This window comes from Leeuwenhoekiella sp. NPDC079379 (assembly GCF_044542075.1).
In the GTDB taxonomy this organism is placed as follows: Bacteria; Bacteroidota; Bacteroidia; order Flavobacteriales; family Flavobacteriaceae; genus Leeuwenhoekiella.
Genome location: NZ_JBITTU010000005.1, coordinates 104,143 through 122,978, shown reverse-complemented (window position 1 = coordinate 122,978; position 18,836 = coordinate 104,143). Strand labels below are relative to the sequence as shown.

The following is an 18,836-nucleotide window of genomic DNA, read 5'->3' as shown; positions in this document are numbered from 1 at the left end:
AAAACTTAAAACAAACCTATCTTTGCACTATGTCAAAAAACACCCACATCTACGGTACCAGAGCAATTATTGAAGCGATAAACGCTGGTAAGGAAATAGGTAAAATATATTTACAAAAAGGGCTTGCAAACCCCTTATCAAAAGAACTGGAAGGTAAAATACGAGAACACGGCATCTCTGTATCTTATGTTCCTCAAGAGAAGCTTTATAAACTTTCAGATCAAAATCATCAGGGAGCTATTGCTACCATCCCCCCTATTCGCTTTGCAGATTTTGAAGCAACTGCCGAAGCTATTCTGGCTTCAGAAAAACCGGCATTATTTCTTCTACTTGATCAACTTACTGACGTACGTAATTTTGGCGCAATTATACGTACTGCTGTATGCACCGGCGTAGACGCTATTATTGTACCTAAATCTGGTGGTGCACCCGTGACAGAAGATACAGTTAAAACTTCAGCAGGGGCTATATTTAATATTCCTATTTGTAAAGTAGATCACATTAAAGATGCTTTATTTTATTTACAGGGCTCTGGTGTGCAAGTGGTAGCAGCAACTGAGAAAACAGAAGATTCTATTTATGATCTAGACTACAAAACATCTACAGCTTTGGTTATGGGTAGTGAAGGTAAAGGGGTTACTGCCGGAGTCTTGAAACTTGTAGATCATAAAGTTAAACTACCTATGGCTGGCAGCATAAGTTCTTTAAATGTTTCGGTAGCCTGTGGTGCATTTCTATATGAAATTGTAAGACAAAGAAGTTAATCTTTAAAGTCTTTTTCAGAATCGTCTTCAAGCTCTATTGGTGGGTCGATAAAATTTCCATTTTCATCAAATTGTTTTAAAAATGGATCATTATCGGGGTTATAAGCTTCGGTCTCCCATACATATTTTGCTGGTTTAGGTATTTTATTTTTTACAATAAAAGCTAAAATAGCACCTGTTAAGAAACCTGATAAATGACCTTCCCAGCTCATTCCTTCCTGAATGGGCAATGTCCCCCAGATTAAGCTTCCGTAGAGAAAGACAACGATTAAAGAAAAAGCAGTAAGTCTATAGTTTTTAGACCATATTCCTTTAAAAAATAAAAAAGAAGCGAGCCCATATACAACTCCACTGGCTCCTATATGATACGCTTCGCGACCTATAGCCCACGTTCCCAGACCAGAGCTTAAAACTATAATTAGTAAAACTTTGAGTGCGACGGGTCTGTAGAAATAAATTAAACCCGCCATTAAAACCAAGGTAGGAACACTGTTATGCCAGAGGTGACTGAGGCTAGAATGTATAAATGGTGATAAGGCAACTCCTCTCAGTCCAACCACATCTCTGGGAAGCACCCCATATTTTGTGAAATTATATCCAAATCTCAACTCAGACCAAAATATTAACCACATTAAAAGCACAAATAACAGCGGATATATAATCACACTGCTACTAAATTGAAAGCTTGAATTTTGCTTATTGCTACTCATCTTATCTTTACTACTAGCAATTGCCTATCCAAAATCATAAATTAGGAAATAGTGGCAGTAAATCTCGACTAATTAAATAATTTTGAAGTATGAATGCACCATTAGCAGAACGTTTACGCCCTAAAAACCTAGATGATTATTTAAGTCAGGAGCATCTTGTAGGTGACAAAGGATCACTTAGTTCTTCTATCAAGTCTGGTATTATACCCTCATTGATTTTATGGGGTCCTCCGGGTGTAGGTAAAACAACACTTGCTACGATAATTGCCGAAGAATCTAAGCGACCTTTCTATACTTTAAGCGCAATAAATAGCGGGGTAAAAGATGTGCGTGAGGTTATTGATAAAGCTAAAACTGCCGGCGGATTGTTTACTCAAAAGAATCCTATTTTATTTATTGATGAGATTCACCGCTTTAGCAAATCACAACAAGATTCGCTACTTGCTGCAGTTGAAAAAGGATGGGTTACACTTATAGGTGCAACTACAGAAAACCCCAGTTTTGAGGTAATACCGGCATTATTGTCGCGTTGTCAGGTTTATGTATTAAATCCGTTTTCAGCAGATGACCTAAGAGCACTTTTAAAGCGTGCAATGACTCAAGATGCAATTCTATCCAAGAAAAAAATTATACTAGAGGAAACGGAAGCGTTACTGCGTATAAGCGGTGGTGATGCCCGTAAGCTTTTAAATATTTTTGAATTGCTCGTAACCACAACCACTTCTGAAAAGGTTGTTATTACTAATAATATGGTTAAAAGTAAAGTACAGCAAAACACCGTACTTTATGACAAAACCGGTGAGCAACACTATGATATTATTTCTGCCTTTATAAAATCTATACGCGGTAGCGACCCTAATGCGGCAGTTTATTACTTAGCCCGAATGATTGAAGGTGGTGAAGACCTAAAGTTTATTGCTAGAAGACTTATTATTTTAGCCTCTGAAGATATTGGCAATGCAAATCCTACAGCCCTGATAATGGCTACTAATTCATTTACAGCTGTTAATACTATCGGCTACCCAGAAGCACGTATAATTTTGAGCCAGTGTGTAACTTATCTCGCAACCTCTCCTAAAAGTAATGCGTCGTATATGGCAATTAATAAAGCACAACAACTGGTAAAACAAACTGGAGATTTGCCAGTACCTATGGCCCTGCGCAACGCTCCTACAAAGTTAATGAAAGAATTAGGCTATGGTGAAGAGTACAAATACTCTCACGACGGCGCAGGAAATTTTATTGCTCAGGAGTTTTTACCAGAACAGGTAAAAAATCAAAAACTTTACGATCCCGGGGATAATACTCGTGAAGATGGGATTAGAAAGTTTCTAAAGAATCGTTGGGGTACTAAATACGATTACTAATCACAACTAATAATTATATAAAAAACCTCGAAGCACTTGCTTCGAGGTTTTGATTTTTAGTTATTCTTTAAAAGTATTTACTGTTTAGTAAATACCATTTTTACCAAGCCTGAAACGCCTTTAATTTCACGTTCTACAGTAAATTCAGTTTCATTGTAAAATCCTATACCGGTAAATTCTGAAGTGCTTACCAAGTAAGAACCGGCAGAAGTTTTTGTTGCTGTACCTATTTTTGATGCACCTTCATAAACATCAAAACCGTTTGAGGTAGGCTTCATTATAAAAGAACCATCTGTACTCACTAGAACAGTAGTAGCACCTTCTAGTACTTGAGCTTCATTTTGAGTTATTGTGCTCTTAGAATCCTCAACCACTTCGATTAATTCTACTGCTTTCTCTTCTGCTTTATCTATTTTAGTTTGTGCTGTTTGAATAACGCCAGTTACAGCAACCTCTTTGTCCTCTTGCTTTATCGCAGCTTGCTTTTTACGAATTTCAGGAACTAAATCTTCTACTTCAGACTCTTCAACTAAATCTGCTTTACTTACAATCTCATCAGAATAGGTATATCCCATATCCTCCAGACTGGCAAATGCTTTTCTAAATGCATCCTGATGTCCTTCTTTAAAAGATTTTATTTTACTCTTGCCCTCAGGAAGTGCAAACACCTCTTTACCTCTACAGTTTACTAAAGTTATTGCGGCATTAGTACTTAAAAACCCACTTACATCTGCTCGCGCATAAAGCGCATTACAACCTGATGCATTTAAATCTGATGGTAATTCTTCATTTTCTAAAAAGGCATTAAAGCCATATTTTATAAATAAGAAACGGGTTAACGCATTTAAATCATATTCACCAGCTTCATTTTGAAATTCAAACTTTTGCGGAATTACAATGTACTTATAATCCTGTAACTCTTGTGCAGAGATGCTTAATCCACAAATAATCATCAATACTAAACAAACAATATTCTTTCTCATACTTAATAAATATATTAACCAAGACCAGTACATAGGTAATAGTCTGTTATTCTTAGTTTAAAATTACACGCTTAATATAACGAAACAAGATATAAAAGATGTAGGAATTAAACCCACTATAAAAAGATTTTTACAGCATCAATACGATCTATCTCCAGTTCTTTATGATCGTGGTTGGCCTTATGGTAATTAAAAAAAATAGTACGCATCCCTATATTTTTAGCACCTAATATATCTGCCTCATACGTATCTCCTATCATAATACTTTCTGCTACCTGAGCCCCAGCCATCGTTAATGCGTGATTAAATATTTTAACATCAGGTTTTTTAACACCTACAGACTCACTGCTGGTAACCGTTTTGAAAAAGTGATCAATTTTAGATTTTTTGAGCTTTAACGCCTGCACTTCTTCAAAACCATTTGTGATAATATGAAGCGCATATTTTGCATTCAAATTCTCTAGCAAATCTAACGCACCATCAAACAAATGATTGTGATCTGGTAAATGTGTAATGTAATCATCAGACAATTTATTAATTAAAAAATCATCTATATTAATGTTCAAGCCTTCAAAACTTTTCTTTAATCTACCATAGCGCAATTGTTCTTTTGTAATCTTAGATTCTCTAAAATATTTCCAATATTGAAAATTTATAGGGCTATAAACATCTAAAAATTCATCTACTGGAACTACTATTTTATTTTTTTCAAAAATAGTTTCAAAAGCGAGTTTAGAATTTCGGTCAAAATCCCATAAAGTATGATCAAGGTCAAAAAAAACGTGCTTTACTCCCGGTAATTTATTCATGTACTAATTCTCTAAAAAATTGTTTCCACTGCCCTTCGTCCTGCCCTTTGCCTGTTACAGACTTATTTTTAAAACTGAATATAAATGTTCCGTTTACCTTTTCAACTTCAGTTTTCATTTTAAAAAACACATCTAAAACATCATTCAAATCTTTTGCATCTAATGCATCAGCTTCAAAAGCCTGAGACTGTGAGCAAATAGGATTTAAAACTAGCGGAGTAATACTCTCGTAATCCAGGTCATAAAAGAAAAATGGGGTGCAGGTACCTGCTCTAAAACCTAAGGTATCAGGATACCCCATAGAATAATCATTCTTTACTTCTTGATTTATCATCTCTCGATAATGCGATGGTAAACTTGCCATCTGGCTGCCGCAGCGTATCGCATTTAGTGGTTTATTAGTTATACCCTCAAGACGTATTTTTTCAATCTTCATATTTTTCTGTTGCTCTAACGCTTCTTTTGAAAGCAACAATCCTATTTCGCTGTAGTCGCCTACCATTTTAATAAGCTCCCTAAACGACTGCTTGTTATAACGTATGTTTCTAGTATAAGTAGAAAGATCTCCTACCTGAAAAAAGAAAAGAAACTTAAATTTTGATTTTTTCTGAACATTAATTAGCCAACTAAAAGTATCGTAAGGGTCTTTACGCAACCCTAAATTAATCTGCAACCTCAACCATAAACGTGAAAACTGTAAGCGTAAAACATCACTCACAAAACTTGTAATCTCCCGTATAAATCCTATATCATACATCTCATAAGCCTGCTCAACATCTACAAGTGCTTGAAATGCAAATTTCTTTGCTACAAAATCATAATCCGGAAATTTAAGCTGTAGCACTTCTTTAAAATGATAGGCCCATATATCTATAACCGGCTCGGTGAGAAAATCTTCTTGATATCCCAGACTTTCTGATGCCGGAAACCTGCCTTCTGTATCTTTTACGTGTGGTAAAAACTCCTCATATCTGCTTAGGAGTACAAACGCTGCAGCAAATATATCATAAGGCAACGCACTTTTTGTACCGGTTACAAAAAAGCATTTTGTATCTAACCAGGGCTGTACATTAATTTCCATATCAGAAATACCTTGTTCAAAAAGTACTTCTTGACTTTTAATATGTATTTCTTTTCCTAAGGGTTTATTTGTGTAAGATAATTTTAGACTATCATGCACGATAAACTCATCTACTGCCGTGGTAAATTTAACCGGAATCCCCAGTATTGAAGTACATATATGCTTAAATGTATAACGTAAACGAGGTGTAATTTTATGAGTATAAACTAAAAGCATAATCAAGTTCTAGAAGGCAAGTTCTGTATTTTTCTTAGAAAGCCGAAAGAATTACAATAAACCTTCGTCAGCAAAGCTAAAATAGGCTTTTTCGGTAATGATTAAATGATCAAGCACCTTAATATCTAAGCTTTCAGAAGCTTTTTTTAATTTTTCAGTGATATTTTTATCTGCTTGACTAGCCTTTAAAGTGCCTGAGGGATGATTGTGTGCCAATATAATTGATACAGCTCCTGTTTCTAAGGCTTTTTTGAATACAAGACGTACATCAACCAAAGTACCAGTCATACCACCTTTACTTAACTGATGCATGCTAAGTACTTTATTTGCATTATTTAAATATAATATCCAGAATTCTTCGTGCGGAAGTTCTCCTAGAATTGGCTGAAGTAATTCATAAACAGAGTGGCTTCCTGAAATTTTCTTAACCTCTGCGGCGTCTTCTAATTTCCTACGACGACCTAATTCTAAGGCGGCGGCAATCGTAACGCCTTTGGCTTCTCCTATACCCTTAAATTTTAAAAGCTGATCTATACTCAATTTACCTAAAGCATTTAGATTATTTTCCACCGAAGCTAAAATTCGTTTACTTAACGCTACAGCACTTTCATTACGACTACCAGAACCTATAAGAATAGCAACCAGTTCTGCGTCTGTTAAAGCATCTTTTCCTTTGCTTAATAACTTTTCTCTGGGTCGATCATCTAAAGACCAATTTTTAATTGAAAATGAATCTAAATCCTGTGGCATACCATCGTTATTTTCAATATAAAATTGATTTAGTAAATACTTTTAAATGCCTAAGCATCAGTTAAATTATAATATATATAAATTTATAAAATGTAATTCTACAATAACCAATAAAAAATTAAAAACATGGAAAGCTTATTTCATACAGAAACACACAAAACTATTATTAAGCGTTTAGATTCTTTAAATCCTGATTCTACTGCTTCTTGGGGTAAAATGAATGTAAGCCAAATGCTTAATCACTGTCAGAAACCATTAGAAATACCCCTTTATAACAAAGATTTTAATTTAAATTCAAACTTTTTGATCAAGCTCCTATTTAAGAAATCGATGTATGATGATTCAAAAATTAGAAAAAATCTCCCCACTCCTAAACCTTTTAAAATAATTGAAAATAAAGATTTTTCAACCGAAAAAACTCAGCTTAAAAAATTGATTGAAGATTTTTATGAACTTCGCTCAAAAGATTCTTTTCAGCCGCATCCTGTTTTTGGTAACTTTACTCCTTCACAATGGGGGCAGATGCAATACAAGCATTTAGATCATCATTTTACACAATTTGGAGTATGAGTTTATATCCACCCCCGCATCATCAGGAATCTGGTTTTGCTAATGCTATTAAAACATTACAAACCTTCCCGCTGGCATTATTAATCACAACACAAAATGATGTCCCGCTCCTCACGCATTTACCCCTAATTTATAAGGTAGACGATGGTCTTGGTAAACTTTTAGGACATATAGATAATAATAATCCCCAACTACAACATATAGTGCCGGGTGCAAAAGTAACGCTCGTTTTTAATGGGCCAGACAGCTATATATCTCCTGCTATTTATACAACTCCTCAGCTTCCTACTTGGAATTATATCAAGGTTCATTTAGAAGGAAAAATTTTATGTCATCAAAATAATGACGAACTAAAAAATGCAATGGTAGAACTTACGCATACTCTTGAAGGAGATCAACAACAATTTACCTTAAATAAGGATGATTCAAGAATGGAAGCCTTTGTAAACTATGTCACGGGTTTTGAAATAGAAATAACAAGTTGGGAAGGAAAATTTAAACTTTCGCAAGACAAATTAAAAAAAGATCAAGAGAAAGCAAAGTCTGCCTTAAAAAGTAATTACTCTGCCATTATGAATGATTATGTTGATTTAATATATAAAAAGCATATTACAAAATCCTCACTTAAATAGATTAAATCATTGCAGACAAAAATCGCACTTTATCGGCAATTCTAGCCTTTTAGAGTATTATCCTAGTGTTAAAATGAAAATAAGCTTAAGAAAATAAAACTGATAAATGATTTCGCTAACCGCTTATCGATAGTAAAACGCAATTCAACTTTAGTAAGTAACAACTAGACTAACTGTATATTATTTCCTACAAGTTATTAATATTTTTACATCAGAAATGAGATCTACTAATTCTCAGAAAATAAGAATTTTAATGCGAAAACTGGGAATTATGCGAATATCTAAAGAAAGTTTATACAATCCTTTTTTTTTAGTTTTTACCTCAGTTTTCTTATCTACACTCACATTTACATTAGTCTTCTCATATACAGCCTGGGAGGACTTTTGGATAGGTTTTTGGATGAGCGCTATTATACCTTTTATAGTTTCTTGCCCAATAGCGATCATAATGGATCGCTATTTTAAACGACTTGACCTTCAAAAGCAAAAATTAGAAAAGTTAGATTCTACTAATAAAAAACTGTTTGCGCTAATCTCGCACGATGTACGCACGCCATTAAATAATCTTAAAACTGTTATAGATCTTTTTAATAATGACAATATAAGTATCGAAGAAAGTAAATCACTATTAAAAGATCTCTCTGGCAGATTAGATAATGTTACCCTATTTCTTGACGGATTATTAGACTGGTCAAAAAAACAAACCCAAGACAAACAGATTGAGAAAACACCGTTTCAAACTGCAGATTTAATAAAGTCTATATTAAAATTAATGCAACCTCAGGCTCTGGATAAAAATATTGAGATTGTAACTCAAAACATAAATGCTAAAATTTATGCAGATATTGATAGTTACGCATTTGTACTTAGAAATCTAATTCACAATGCAATAAAATTTACAGCCTTAAATGGGGTTATCACTATAAACACCTATGAAGAAGATAATTTTGTTTATACCACTATTAAAGATACCGGTATAGGAATCACACCGAGTGTGATGGATAAAATTATAAATGGTGAAAACTGGTTCTCAACTCCGGGAACTTTTAATGAATTGGGTTCAGGCTTTGGTATAAAAACCTGTATGTTTTATTTAGAAAAAAACAAAGGATCATTAAGCATCCAAAGTGAAGTAGGTGCTGGTAGCACACTTACTTTTAAACTTCCCAAAGCAAGAGATTAATTACATTTTAGACAACTAAAAATCAGTATTTCTAAAGCAATTCTTGAATTTTATCAAAGTCTAAACCTCCATAATTACCACTACTCATTAAAAGTAACACACTATCGTTAAATTTTGAATTAATAAGAAAATCGTTAAATGCTTTGGCATCTGTAAATATGGTTAAATCATCCCGCTCAAATGCATTAGCAATTTGTTCTTTACTAATAATTTCTAATTTTTTTATAGCGACCGCCTCGGGAGAATAAAAAACTACAGCATCTTCGGCAGCATCTAAAGCTCCTTTATAACCTTTAATAAATTCTGCATTTAAGCTACTATATGTATGTAGTTCTAAACAAGCAACTAAGCGCTTATCAGGAAATTGATTCTTAACCGCTTCTGTAGTTGCTCTAACTTTTGAGGGTGAATGTGCAAAATCTTTAAAAGCAATATTGGTAGCAGTTTCACCTATTTTTTCTAAACGTTTTGCGGCACCTTCAAAACTGGTTATCGCTTCATAAAAATCATCTTCATCAACACCCATATGTTGACAGATCCATTTTGCGCCGGCAAGATTATTTAAGTTATGTTTCCCAAATACCGAAATAGGCATTGGCCCTTCAGGAGTTTCTAAAAGTGTCTCTCCGTTTTCTATAGTATATTCTGGTGTTGAATAAGGGTGTTTACGCGTAGGTGCTTCAGCGGCTTCAGCTATTCGCTTTACCTCAACATCTTCTTCATTATAGACAAGAATACCTCCTCGTGAGATTGACTCAGCAAAAATGGCAAACTGCTCTACATAATTCTCATACGTAGGAAATACGTTAACATGGTCCCAGGCAATACCACTAATCAATGCAATATTAGGCTTGTATAAATGAAATTTTGATCTTCGATCTATAGGGGATGATAAATACTCATCTCCTTCAAGAAGAATAAAATCATTCTCCTCGGTTAGGTGCACCATGGTTTCAAAACCGGGTAACTGTGCTCCCACCATAAAATCTACCTCTTTGTTCTGATAATGTAAAACGTGCAAAATCATAGCGGTTATGGTAGTCTTTCCATGCGAACCACCAATAACTACACGAGTTTTTTCTTTTGATTGCTCGTATAAAAATTCTGGATAGCTGTATATTTTTAATCCGTCTGCCTGTGCTTTGACTAATTCAGGATTATCTGCTTTTGCATGCATCCCTAAAATTACGGCATCTAAATCTGATGTGATTTTCTCTGGAAACCAACCCAATTCAATAGGAAGTAAGTTGTATTTGGCTAAACGTGTTTTAGAGGGTTCAAAGATGGCGTCATCACTACCAGTAATTGTATATCCTTTATGATGAAGGGCTAGGGCTAGATTATGCATTGCACTACCACCTATTGCTATAAAATGTACTTTCATAATTGCCTTTATAATGTACCTGCAAGTTAAGAAATCAGAAGTTCCTCACTCTAAATAAGTTTGAGATTCTAAAATTACATCTCAAGTATTTTTTTCTTCTCGTCTCTTGCTTTATCAAAATCTGGTAGATCTGCCAGACACAAATTTATATAATGCAGTGCACGAGTCTTATCCCCCTGGTTTTTATAAATCTGAGCCATTCTATATTGCGCCCAACCCACAGGAACACCATCTTTATAGGAGTAGTTTGCAATGTATTGCTTAAGACTTGCCAGGCCTAAAACAGGCTCGAGATTAAATTCTGCAGCAATTTTACCTATCTGGTAATTAATTTGATTACGCTTGTGAATTTTAAAACTTGTTGTAGCTGCATCTATAGCTTTTTGTGGCTCATTATCCTTTTCATAAAGGGCAATTAGCTTAGCGTAAGTAGTTGGAGAACCACCCACCTTAATTGCATTTTTGTAAAGTTGCTCAGCTTCCTTTAAGTTATTTTGATTTTCTTCTACATAACCTAAAGCAAGGTAACCGTCTACAGGAGATATCTTCTGAAGTTCTAAAGCATAATCACGTGCTTTACTAGTGCTACCTCCTATAATACCCGGTAATTGCAGATACAATTCTACTAGAGCCCAGCGCGTTTCAATATGTTTAGGATCTAACTCTGCAGCCTTATTAAAATGCTCCTTAATATCATCTATATAGGTTAACGCTCTAATTCGACTTATACTTAATGCTTTCATTCCTAAAGCACCACCATATTTAAAGTGGTAATTAGCACTAGAAGGTTGCTCCTTAACTAATTCTTCATAATACCCCAGAGCTGTATCCCACTTCTTATCATAAGAAGCGATATCACCTAAATACTCACGTGTGAGTTTGTCTTTAGGATGTTTTTTTAAATAGGATGATAAAAGAGGCTTGGCTTTCTCAAATTTTTCAGCTTTATAATAGTTTTCAGCCATCACAAATTCGCTACTTTGAGAATAACTGGAAAATGAAAATTTAAGTATAAAAATAAAAAGTACTAAACAAATGCGCATACCTGGTTGTTTTGACCAAAGCTAAACAAAAAGCAGACCAGATTTTGAAATTGCAAAATAATTACGAACTACTTTTTTATTTCTCCGGTGGAAAATTTTTAAATATTTTCTGACTCACTTTTGTGTAATAAGAGACCCGATCTTGAGGATTTGTATTAAGCACTATATTACTATCACTCACCGCTTGCCAGATCAGCATATCTTGTTTACTATCTACTAGGTCTACAGTTATGGTCTGATGGTCTTTGCTACCACCTAAAGGAATACCTGCTCCAATGCTCAAACCCCCACCATAGCTACCACCTCCTACACCCACTCCTACTGAATTTTGAGAGTTTTCACGGTATTGATCAGAAATAATATTTATTAATAAATCTGGAGTTTCAGATTTAACAAAGCCTTTTTGTTGCATCACTATATCTATTGCATCAATGAGGCGGTTTGCATCTAACTGACTCAAACCTGTTTGCATATCTGGGAGGAAATTATAGGTTTTGTATTCTGAAAAATTTATTTGCTCATCGTAATCATAGTTAACTTGAGTAGAGCCACAAGAAATTATAAAAAACGAAACCACTAAAACTAAAAAATACTTCATCATTCTGCTTTTCTTTAAAAATAAGCAAAACGATGAAGTATATTAGTCAAGAAAATCCTAAAAAGAGAAACTCGATTTAGTTACTTAGTTTCAGGTTTATTAAGCATTGCCCAAAGCTTATCTTTTAACTCAACAAGTCCCTGCTGCGCTACTGAAGATATAAATAGATATTCTACCGGTAGACTTTTATCAAGTTCGTTCTTTAATTCAGATTTAAGCTCTGCATCAAGCATATCACACTTAGTAATCGCTATCAACTTGTCTTTATCTAAAAGTTCTGGATTGTATTTCTCTAATTCGTTTAATAAAATCTCATACTGCTCGCCTACATCAGGAGCATCTGCAGGTATCATAAAAAGCAATGTAGAATTACGTTCTATATGCCTTAAAAAACGATATCCCAGCCCTTTGCCTTCTGCAGCACCTTCTATAATACCAGGTATATCTGCAATTACAAAAGTCTGAAAATCGCGATACTGCACAATTCCTAGATTCGGTTTTAGCGTAGTAAATTCATAGTTGGCTATTTTAGGCTTCGCCGCAGTAATTACTGAAAGCAAAGTAGATTTACCTGCATTCGGAAATCCTACAAGACCTACATCTGCAAGTACTTTAAGCTCTAAAGTAACGTTTACCTCTACGCCATCCATACCGGGTTGTGCGTAGCGTGGAGTTTGGTTTGTTGCAGTTTTAAAATGGGCGTTTCCTAGACCACCCATACCTCCTTTAGCGATGATGAATTCTTCATCTGCTTCGGTAAGTTCTTTGAGTATTTCCTGCGTTTCAGTATCTCGTACTACAGTACCCAGAGGCACCTCGATGTACATGTCTTCACCATCTGCACCGGTACTGGTTTGCTTACTACCATTAGAACCGTGACCGGCTCTGGTATGCCTTTTAAATTTTAAATGTAATAATGTCCACAAATTAGGATTTGTGCGCAAGATTACATGGCCTCCACGACCACCATCACCACCATCAGGACCTCCTTTTGTAACAAATTTTTCACGGCGTAAATGAGCCGAGCCGCCACCACCTTTACCAGATGTCACGTGCATCTTTACATAGTCAACAAAATTTCCTTCGGTCATAAATAGTTAAAAGTTTAAATAAAAAACGAGAGCTGTAAGCAACTCTCAATTTTGACATTTTTAATTTATAATGCGTCTATAGTTTTACTTAAACGCTCTGTAATCTCAGGTACATTTCCTACCCCGTCTACTCCAAAATATTTATCCTGCTTCTGGTAGTATTCTTTTAAGATAGCAGTCTCCCCATAGTATACTTTTATACGATTGCGTATAACGCTCTCATCTGCATCATCTTTTCTACCGCTGGTTTTACCACGCTCTAAAAGACGCTGTACTAAGATCTCATCATCTACTTCTAAAGCAATCATAGCAGAAACTTCGGTATCCTTTTCTTTTAAAAGCAGATCTAATGCTTGAGCCTGAGCAGTAGTTCTGGGAAAACCGTCAAAGATAAAACCATTTGCATCTGCATTTTTATCAACTTCGGCACTCAGCATATCTATAGTAACCGTATCTGGTACTAGTTGCCCTTTATCCATAAAAGACTTTGCAAGCATACCCAGCTCTGTCGCATTTTTAATATTATATCTAAAAACATCTCCTGTCGAAATATGAATCAGGTTATATTTTTCTTTTAGAAAAGAGGCTTGTGTTCCCTTCCCGGCACCAGGAGGGCCAAACAATACCAAATTTGTCATTTTTGTGGTTTTAAGTTTATAAATAGCATTGAGGTTACGCCCCAAACCGTTATAATCAAGGCCATAGCCCACTATAAAATCGTTAGGAATCTCAAGCCCTACATAATGTATTTTGTATTCTTTTGTGTAAGCTTCAGGCTTGAAAAACAAGCTTGCAAAACGGTAATTTTTAACGCCACCACTCACCATCATCTCAGTAAGCTTCGCTATAGTGTTACCACTATCTACGATGTCTTCAATGATAATCACCTCACGATCTTCAAGATCTGCATCAATTGGGATATGAGTCATAACCTGGCCGGTACTCGAAGTACCATCATAAGAACTCAATTTCAAAAATTCAATCTCACAATTACCGTTGAATCTGCTCAACAACTCTGTGGCAAATTTAAAAGCACCATTAAGCACAACAAGAAACAAAGGCTCTTTGCCTTCATAATCGTGGTTAATTCTAGCTGCTACTTTATCAATTGCTTTTAGAAGTTCATCTTCTGAAATAAACTCGTTAAAATGGAGACCGCGTAGTTTGATCATGGTTAGTTTGGCAGTGGTTTAAACTAAACGGCAAAGATACATATTGTTAGTTAATATAAACCTGTAGATAACTCATTAACAAAAGAGGTCTTTAAATTAAGAATAAGCGGTTTTCATACTGAAGGTTTTAAGAACTTAACTTCTGCATTCTTCCTCTAAAAACTTACTTTTACAATCACTAATTTTAGACGCTAAAAGACATCCTTTTAATGAACTCTTATTTCTCTTCAGATTTTAAACTTGCTATTTTAGGTGGCGGTCAATTAGGCAAAATGCTGCTCTATGAGACGCGTAAATTTGATATACAGACTGCCGTTTTAGACCCCAGCAATGAAGCTCCTTCCCGTATCGCAGCAAACTATTTTGAACAGGGAAATCTTATGGATTTTGATACGGTTTATAACTTCGGAAAAAAGGCCGATGTGGTAACTTTTGAGATCGAAGCTGTAAATATTGAAGCTCTAGAAAAACTTCAATCTGAAGGAATCACCGTTTACCCTAGCCCGCAGACGTTGCGAAAAATTCAGGATAAAGGGATTCAAAAAGACTTTTATACAGAAAAAAATATACCTACAGCACCTTATAAACGATATCCTAATTTAGAAGCTTTAAAACTTGCCATTACCGCGCGTCAAACCAGTTTACCTTTTGTATGGAAAAGTACGCAAGGCGGTTATGATGGTAAAGGTGTACAGGTAGTGCGGTCTATTGATGATCTTACTAAGCTTATTGATGTGCCCTGTATTGCTGAAGAAATGATTGCTTTCAAAAATGAGCTGGCGGTAATTGTAGTGCGCAATCCTAATGGGGAAGTAAGATCTTATCCTGTTGTAGAAATGGAGTTTCACCCAGAAGCTAATCAGGTTGAATATGTGATTTGTCCTGCTCGTATTGATGAAGCTGTAGCTCAGAAAGCACGAGATATTGCTACTAAAGTTTCCAAGGCATTTGAACACGTAGGTTTACTTGCTGTAGAATTATTTCAAACTCAGGATGACCAGATCATTGTAAATGAAGTAGCGCCCAGACCCCACAACAGTGGTCACTACAGTATAGAAGGTAGCTATACCAATCAATTTGAGCAACACCTGCGTGCTATTTTAAATCTCCCATTAGGAGAGACCGAAAGCAAAACGGGCGCCGTTATGGTTAACCTTGTAGGAGAAGAAGGCTATACCGGTGATGTTTTTTATGATAAGATGGAAAACATTTTGACTTTAAAAGGTGTAACACCACACATTTATGGAAAACGGCAAACCAGACCTTTTAGAAAAATGGGGCACGTTACTATCGTAAATAGCGATCTAAGTGAAGCCCGTAAAATTGCTGAAGAAGTTAAAAAAACGATCAAAGTCATCACAAAAATATAAGCTAAAACACATCTTATGGTAGGAATTATAATGGGAAGTACCAGCGATATGCCGGTAATGCAAGCAGCTATAGATATACTTAAACAGTTTAATATAGATACAGAAGTTGACATTGTTTCTGCTCATCGTACTCCAGACAAGTTATTTGATTATGGTAAAAATGCTCACGAGCGCGGTATACAAGTAATCATTGCAGGAGCCGGTGGCGCTGCTCATTTACCGGGTATGATTGCATCCCTATCACCACTGCCAGTTATAGGTGTACCCGTAAAATCACGTAATTCTATAGATGGGTGGGATTCTGTTCTTTCCATTTTACAAATGCCTGGTGGCGTACCGGTAGCTACTGTAGCTCTTGACGGAGCACAGAATGCAGGAATTTTAGCCGCTCAAATCTTAGGCGCTTCTAATGAATCAATACGTAATAAAATTCTTCAGTATAAGGATGAGCTGAAGCAGAAGGTTATAGATGGGGCTGCAGAAGTTAAGAAATAAAAAAGAGCCGTTAAAAAACGGCTCCTATAGAAATGCTTCGGTAAATTAAAAGTTATTTATTAACCATTCTAAATATTATTAATCAAAACCAGCTACAGATCTATGTTAATGTCTTCATTTTGAATTAACAAATTTAAATAAAATACACTATAAATTCGTTAAAATAATTACAATACTAGACAAAATACTTATTTCTTAAAAAAAATCATTGAAAATTGAAAAATTCAGAAAATATACTACATAAAACTTTTGATATAACTCCCTTTGATCGTATTCAAGATTCTGATTATCAAAAAGCTATAGAGTTCGCCATAGAAGAAGCACGTTTAGAGATTGATCAAATTACTAATTCTACGGAGCCACCCACATTTACAAACACAATCGCTGCATTAGATTATGCGGGTTATAAATTAGACCGGGTAAGCAGTGTTTTTTTTAATATCAATAGTGCAGAAACTAATGATACAATTCAGAAAATAGCGCAGGAAGTTTCCCCGCTACTATCTGAATTCTCAAATGATATTACACTTAACGAGACACTATTTAAACGTGTAAAACAAGTTTTTGATACACGTGAAACTTTAGAGCTCACACGAGAAGAACAGGTTTTATTAGAAAAAAAATACAAAGGTTTTGCACGTAATGGAGCGAATTTACCAGAAGAAAAAAAAGCGCGCCTTCGGGAAATTGACACTAAACTTTCTAAACTTGCTTTAACCTTTGGAGAGAATATTCTTGCCGAGACTAACAAGCACGAACTTCACATTACCAACGAAGCTGATCTTGCGGGATTACCCGAAAGCACAAAAGAAGCTGCTGCACAAACAGCTGAAGAAAAAGATAAAAAAGGATGGGTTTTCACACTTGAATATCCCAGTTACATACCTTTTATGAAGTATGCCGAAAATAGAGAATTGCGTAAAGAAATGGCAATCGCATTTGGTGCAAAAGGTTTTCATAATGATGATTTAGACAATCAGGATAACGTACTTGATATTGTAAACTTGCGTCACGAGCGCGCTAATCTTTTAGGTTATAAAACCCATGCCCATTTTGTTCTTGAAGAACGTATGGCAAAAAGCCCAGAAAATGTAACACGTTTTCTTGAAGATTTGCTAGAAAAGGCAAAACCGGCTGCAGATCTTGAGTTTAAACAACTTGAGAATTTTGCTAAAGAACGTGATGGGATAGACCAATTACAAAAGTGGGATAGTGCTTTCTATTCTGAAAAATTAAAGCAACAACTTTTTGAGCTTGATGACGAACTTCTAAAACCTTATTTCAAATTAGAGAACGTTATTGAAGGTGTCTTTACTATAGCCAATAAATTATACAACTTAAGATTTGTCGAAGTTTTTGACATTCCTACCTACCATAAAGACGTAAAAACGTATCAGGTATTTGACGAGAAAGATAACTTTATTGCGTTGTTTTATTCAGATTTTCATCCTAGAGCAGGAAAACGTGGCGGCGCGTGGATGACTCAGTTTAAAGGACAGTTTATAAAAGACGGTATTAATGAACGCCCACATGTATCTAATGTATGCAACTTCACAAAACCTACCGCTTCAAAACCATCTTTACTCACTTTTAATGAGGTAACGACGTTATTCCACGAGTTTGGTCACGGTCTTCACGGTATGCTAGCCAATACAACCTATCCTAGCTTGTCTGGCCCTTCCGTATTTTGGGATTTTGTAGAACTACCCAGCCAGATTTTAGAAAACTGGTGTTATGAACCGGAAGCATTAGCGCTTTTTGCTAAACACTATGAAACCGGCGAGACCATACCCATGGTTTTAATTGATAAAATTAAGAATGCAGCAAACTTTCAGGAAGGGATGCAAACTTTACGTCAATTGAGTTTTGGTATTCTTGATATGTCGTGGCATGGCGCAGACCCAAGCGGAATAACCAGCGTAAAAGCACACGAAGATGCTGCTTTCGAAAACACCAAGCTATACCCAGATGTTGCCGAAAATTGTATGAGTGTCGCATTCTCTCACATCTTTCAAGGCGGTTACTCCAGTGGTTATTATTCCTATAAATGGGCAGAAGTTCTCGACGCAGATGCATTTGCTTATTTTCAAGAAAATGGTATATTTAATAAAGAAGTAGCTCAAAAATTTAAAGATCACGTACTCTCACAAGGTGGTACCGAAGATCCTATGGTTTTATATAAACGTTTCCGCGGAAAAGAACCGAATCCTGAAGCTTTACTAAAAAGAGCGGGATTAATAAACTAAATCACAAATGGCAAATTGCCCTAACTGCAAGTCTAAATTATCAACTCTAAAAGTTTTAAAAAGCTTTTGGAGTTTAAGAAGATATCCACCATTTAGCTGCCCTATTTGCGAAACTGAATTAAATCACACTACTTCTAACCGAATGTTAGGAGGTCTAGTAGTTGGGATTGCAATATTTGTCTCAATGAATTACACAAGTAATCGTGATTTTGCTATTAATAAAACATTGGTTACAATTCTACTCATGCTTTGTATAGCATTATTACTATCTGTTGTAGCAGTACAGTTCTTTAAAATTGAAAAATACTGATTAAAATGAGAAAGCTTATTGGTTTAAAAAAATAGATCAATAAGCTTTTTTTTTAGTTTAGG

At 35.3% G+C, this 18,836-nt stretch carries 19 protein-coding genes; 9 read left to right on the top strand and 10 right to left on the bottom strand.

Annotated features, from left to right (window positions below):
• The first annotated feature begins 29 nt into the window (after nt 1-29).
• A complete protein-coding gene (gene rlmB / locus ACIGAM_RS10720; RefSeq protein ID WP_396511453.1) occupies nt 30-764 on the top strand; it encodes a 23S rRNA (guanosine(2251)-2'-O)-methyltransferase RlmB in 735 nt (244 codons plus the stop codon).
• Here rlmB and ACIGAM_RS10715 read toward each other — a convergent pair.
• The gene (locus ACIGAM_RS10715) at nt 761-1,396 is read right to left on the bottom strand and encodes a rhomboid family intramembrane serine protease (RefSeq protein WP_396511452.1); all 636 of its coding nucleotides are present in this window, start codon (nt 1,394-1,396) and stop codon (nt 761-763) included. The genes rlmB and ACIGAM_RS10715 overlap by 4 nt on opposite strands.
• 167 nt (nt 1,397-1,563) lie before the next feature.
• Between ACIGAM_RS10715 and ACIGAM_RS10710 the strand changes: the two genes are divergently transcribed.
• Nucleotides 1,564-2,841, top strand: coding sequence for a replication-associated recombination protein A (locus ACIGAM_RS10710; protein WP_396511451.1), 1,278 nt, complete (start codon nt 1,564-1,566; stop codon nt 2,839-2,841).
• Nucleotides 2,842-2,918: 77 nt separating this feature from the next.
• On the opposite strand, the gene ACIGAM_RS10705 is transcribed toward ACIGAM_RS10710, so the two are convergent.
• From ACIGAM_RS10705 to radC, 4 genes are all read right to left on the bottom strand, one after another.
• Nucleotides 2,919-3,824 (bottom strand): hypothetical protein, encoded by a 906-nt coding sequence (locus ACIGAM_RS10705; protein ID WP_396511450.1) that lies wholly within the window; start codon nt 3,822-3,824, stop codon nt 2,919-2,921.
• Nucleotides 3,825-3,940: 116 nt separating this feature from the next.
• The gene (locus tag ACIGAM_RS10700; protein ID WP_396511449.1) at nt 3,941-4,633 is read right to left on the bottom strand and encodes a YjjG family noncanonical pyrimidine nucleotidase; all 693 of its coding nucleotides are present in this window, start codon (nt 4,631-4,633) and stop codon (nt 3,941-3,943) included.
• Nucleotides 4,626-5,930, bottom strand: coding sequence for a polysaccharide deacetylase family protein (locus ACIGAM_RS10695; protein WP_396511448.1), 1,305 nt, complete (start codon nt 5,928-5,930; stop codon nt 4,626-4,628). Before ACIGAM_RS10695 ends, ACIGAM_RS10700 begins: the two co-directional genes overlap by 8 nt.
• A gap of 51 nt (nt 5,931-5,981) precedes the next feature.
• Complete coding sequence (gene radC, locus ACIGAM_RS10690) at nt 5,982-6,680, bottom strand: DNA repair protein RadC (protein WP_396511447.1); 699 nt, start codon at nt 6,678-6,680, stop codon at nt 5,982-5,984.
• Nucleotides 6,681-6,806: 126 nt separating this feature from the next.
• On the opposite strand from radC, the gene ACIGAM_RS10685 reads away from it, so the two are divergent.
• The 3 genes from ACIGAM_RS10685 to ACIGAM_RS10675 all read left to right on the top strand — a co-directional run bounded on the left by ACIGAM_RS10685 (nt 6,807) and on the right by ACIGAM_RS10675 (nt 9,065).
• The gene (locus ACIGAM_RS10685) at nt 6,807-7,250 is read left to right on the top strand and encodes a DUF1569 domain-containing protein (RefSeq protein ID WP_396511446.1); all 444 of its coding nucleotides are present in this window, start codon (nt 6,807-6,809) and stop codon (nt 7,248-7,250) included.
• Nucleotides 7,247-7,882 (top strand): FMN-binding negative transcriptional regulator, encoded by a 636-nt coding sequence (locus ACIGAM_RS10680; RefSeq protein ID WP_396511445.1) that lies wholly within the window; start codon nt 7,247-7,249, stop codon nt 7,880-7,882. Before ACIGAM_RS10685 ends, ACIGAM_RS10680 begins: the two co-directional genes overlap by 4 nt.
• 271 nt (nt 7,883-8,153) lie before the next feature.
• Entirely contained in the window at nt 8,154-9,065 is a 912-nt protein-coding gene (locus tag ACIGAM_RS10675) for a sensor histidine kinase (RefSeq protein ID WP_396511444.1), read from the top strand.
• A 31-nt stretch (nt 9,066-9,096) separates the two neighbouring features.
• On the opposite strand, the gene murC is transcribed toward ACIGAM_RS10675, so the two are convergent.
• From murC to ACIGAM_RS10650, 5 genes are all read right to left on the bottom strand, one after another.
• A complete protein-coding gene (murC, locus tag ACIGAM_RS10670; RefSeq protein ID WP_396511443.1) occupies nt 9,097-10,449 on the bottom strand; it encodes a UDP-N-acetylmuramate--L-alanine ligase in 1,353 nt (450 codons plus the stop codon).
• Between the two features lie 74 nt (nt 10,450-10,523).
• Nucleotides 10,524-11,492, bottom strand: a complete 969-nt coding sequence (locus ACIGAM_RS10665; protein WP_396511442.1) for a tetratricopeptide repeat protein — start codon at nt 11,490-11,492, stop codon at nt 10,524-10,526.
• A 76-nt stretch (nt 11,493-11,568) separates the two neighbouring features.
• Complete coding sequence (locus ACIGAM_RS10660) at nt 11,569-12,093, bottom strand: DUF4136 domain-containing protein (protein WP_396511441.1); 525 nt, start codon at nt 12,091-12,093, stop codon at nt 11,569-11,571.
• A gap of 77 nt (nt 12,094-12,170) precedes the next feature.
• Entirely contained in the window at nt 12,171-13,181 is a 1,011-nt protein-coding gene (gene obgE / locus ACIGAM_RS10655; RefSeq protein ID WP_396511440.1) for a GTPase ObgE, read from the bottom strand.
• 65 nt (nt 13,182-13,246) lie between these two features.
• The gene (locus ACIGAM_RS10650) at nt 13,247-14,353 is read right to left on the bottom strand and encodes an adenylate kinase (protein WP_396511439.1); all 1,107 of its coding nucleotides are present in this window, start codon (nt 14,351-14,353) and stop codon (nt 13,247-13,249) included.
• 209 nt (nt 14,354-14,562) lie between these two features.
• On the opposite strand from ACIGAM_RS10650, the gene ACIGAM_RS10645 reads away from it, so the two are divergent.
• From ACIGAM_RS10645 to ACIGAM_RS10630, 4 genes are all read left to right on the top strand, one after another.
• Nucleotides 14,563-15,723, top strand: coding sequence for a 5-(carboxyamino)imidazole ribonucleotide synthase (locus tag ACIGAM_RS10645; RefSeq protein WP_396511438.1), 1,161 nt, complete (start codon nt 14,563-14,565; stop codon nt 15,721-15,723).
• Between the two features lie 15 nt (nt 15,724-15,738).
• Nucleotides 15,739-16,218, top strand: coding sequence for a 5-(carboxyamino)imidazole ribonucleotide mutase (gene purE, locus ACIGAM_RS10640; RefSeq protein ID WP_396511437.1), 480 nt, complete (start codon nt 15,739-15,741; stop codon nt 16,216-16,218).
• Between the two features lie 215 nt (nt 16,219-16,433).
• Entirely contained in the window at nt 16,434-18,464 is a 2,031-nt protein-coding gene (locus ACIGAM_RS10635; protein ID WP_396511436.1) for a M3 family metallopeptidase, read from the top strand.
• Nucleotides 18,465-18,471: 7 nt separating this feature from the next.
• Entirely contained in the window at nt 18,472-18,774 is a 303-nt protein-coding gene (locus ACIGAM_RS10630) for a TIGR04104 family putative zinc finger protein (protein WP_396511435.1), read from the top strand.
• The last annotated feature ends 62 nt before the right edge of the window (nt 18,775-18,836 follow it).

What these genes read in the sequence shown, in the direction of transcription:
- rlmB (WP_396511453.1), top strand. Translation starts at nt 30, where the DNA reads ATGTCAAAAAACACCCACATCTACGGTACCAGAGCAATTATTGAAGCG.
- ACIGAM_RS10715 (WP_396511452.1), bottom strand. Translation starts at nt 1,396, where the DNA reads ATGTGGTTAATATTTTGGTCTGAGTTGAGATTTGGATATAATTTCACA.
- ACIGAM_RS10710 (WP_396511451.1), top strand. Translation starts at nt 1,564, where the DNA reads ATGAATGCACCATTAGCAGAACGTTTACGCCCTAAAAACCTAGATGAT.
- ACIGAM_RS10705 (WP_396511450.1), bottom strand. Translation starts at nt 3,824, where the DNA reads ATGAGAAAGAATATTGTTTGTTTAGTATTGATGATTATTTGTGGATTA.
- ACIGAM_RS10700 (WP_396511449.1), bottom strand. Translation starts at nt 4,633, where the DNA reads ATGAATAAATTACCGGGAGTAAAGCACGTTTTTTTTGACCTTGATCAT.
- ACIGAM_RS10695 (WP_396511448.1), bottom strand. Translation starts at nt 5,930, where the DNA reads ATGCTTTTAGTTTATACTCATAAAATTACACCTCGTTTACGTTATACA.
- radC (WP_396511447.1), bottom strand. Translation starts at nt 6,680, where the DNA reads ATGCCACAGGATTTAGATTCATTTTCAATTAAAAATTGGTCTTTAGAT.
- ACIGAM_RS10685 (WP_396511446.1), top strand. Translation starts at nt 6,807, where the DNA reads ATGGAAAGCTTATTTCATACAGAAACACACAAAACTATTATTAAGCGT.
- ACIGAM_RS10680 (WP_396511445.1), top strand. Translation starts at nt 7,247, where the DNA reads ATGAGTTTATATCCACCCCCGCATCATCAGGAATCTGGTTTTGCTAAT.
- ACIGAM_RS10675 (WP_396511444.1), top strand. Translation starts at nt 8,154, where the DNA reads ATGCGAATATCTAAAGAAAGTTTATACAATCCTTTTTTTTTAGTTTTT.
- murC (WP_396511443.1), bottom strand. Translation starts at nt 10,449, where the DNA reads ATGAAAGTACATTTTATAGCAATAGGTGGTAGTGCAATGCATAATCTA.
- ACIGAM_RS10665 (WP_396511442.1), bottom strand. Translation starts at nt 11,492, where the DNA reads ATGCGCATTTGTTTAGTACTTTTTATTTTTATACTTAAATTTTCATTT.
- ACIGAM_RS10660 (WP_396511441.1), bottom strand. Translation starts at nt 12,093, where the DNA reads ATGATGAAGTATTTTTTAGTTTTAGTGGTTTCGTTTTTTATAATTTCT.
- obgE (WP_396511440.1), bottom strand. Translation starts at nt 13,181, where the DNA reads ATGACCGAAGGAAATTTTGTTGACTATGTAAAGATGCACGTGACATCT.
- ACIGAM_RS10650 (WP_396511439.1), bottom strand. Translation starts at nt 14,353, where the DNA reads ATGATCAAACTACGCGGTCTCCATTTTAACGAGTTTATTTCAGAAGAT.
- ACIGAM_RS10645 (WP_396511438.1), top strand. Translation starts at nt 14,563, where the DNA reads ATGAACTCTTATTTCTCTTCAGATTTTAAACTTGCTATTTTAGGTGGC.
- purE (WP_396511437.1), top strand. Translation starts at nt 15,739, where the DNA reads ATGGTAGGAATTATAATGGGAAGTACCAGCGATATGCCGGTAATGCAA.
- ACIGAM_RS10630 (WP_396511435.1), top strand. Translation starts at nt 18,472, where the DNA reads ATGGCAAATTGCCCTAACTGCAAGTCTAAATTATCAACTCTAAAAGTT.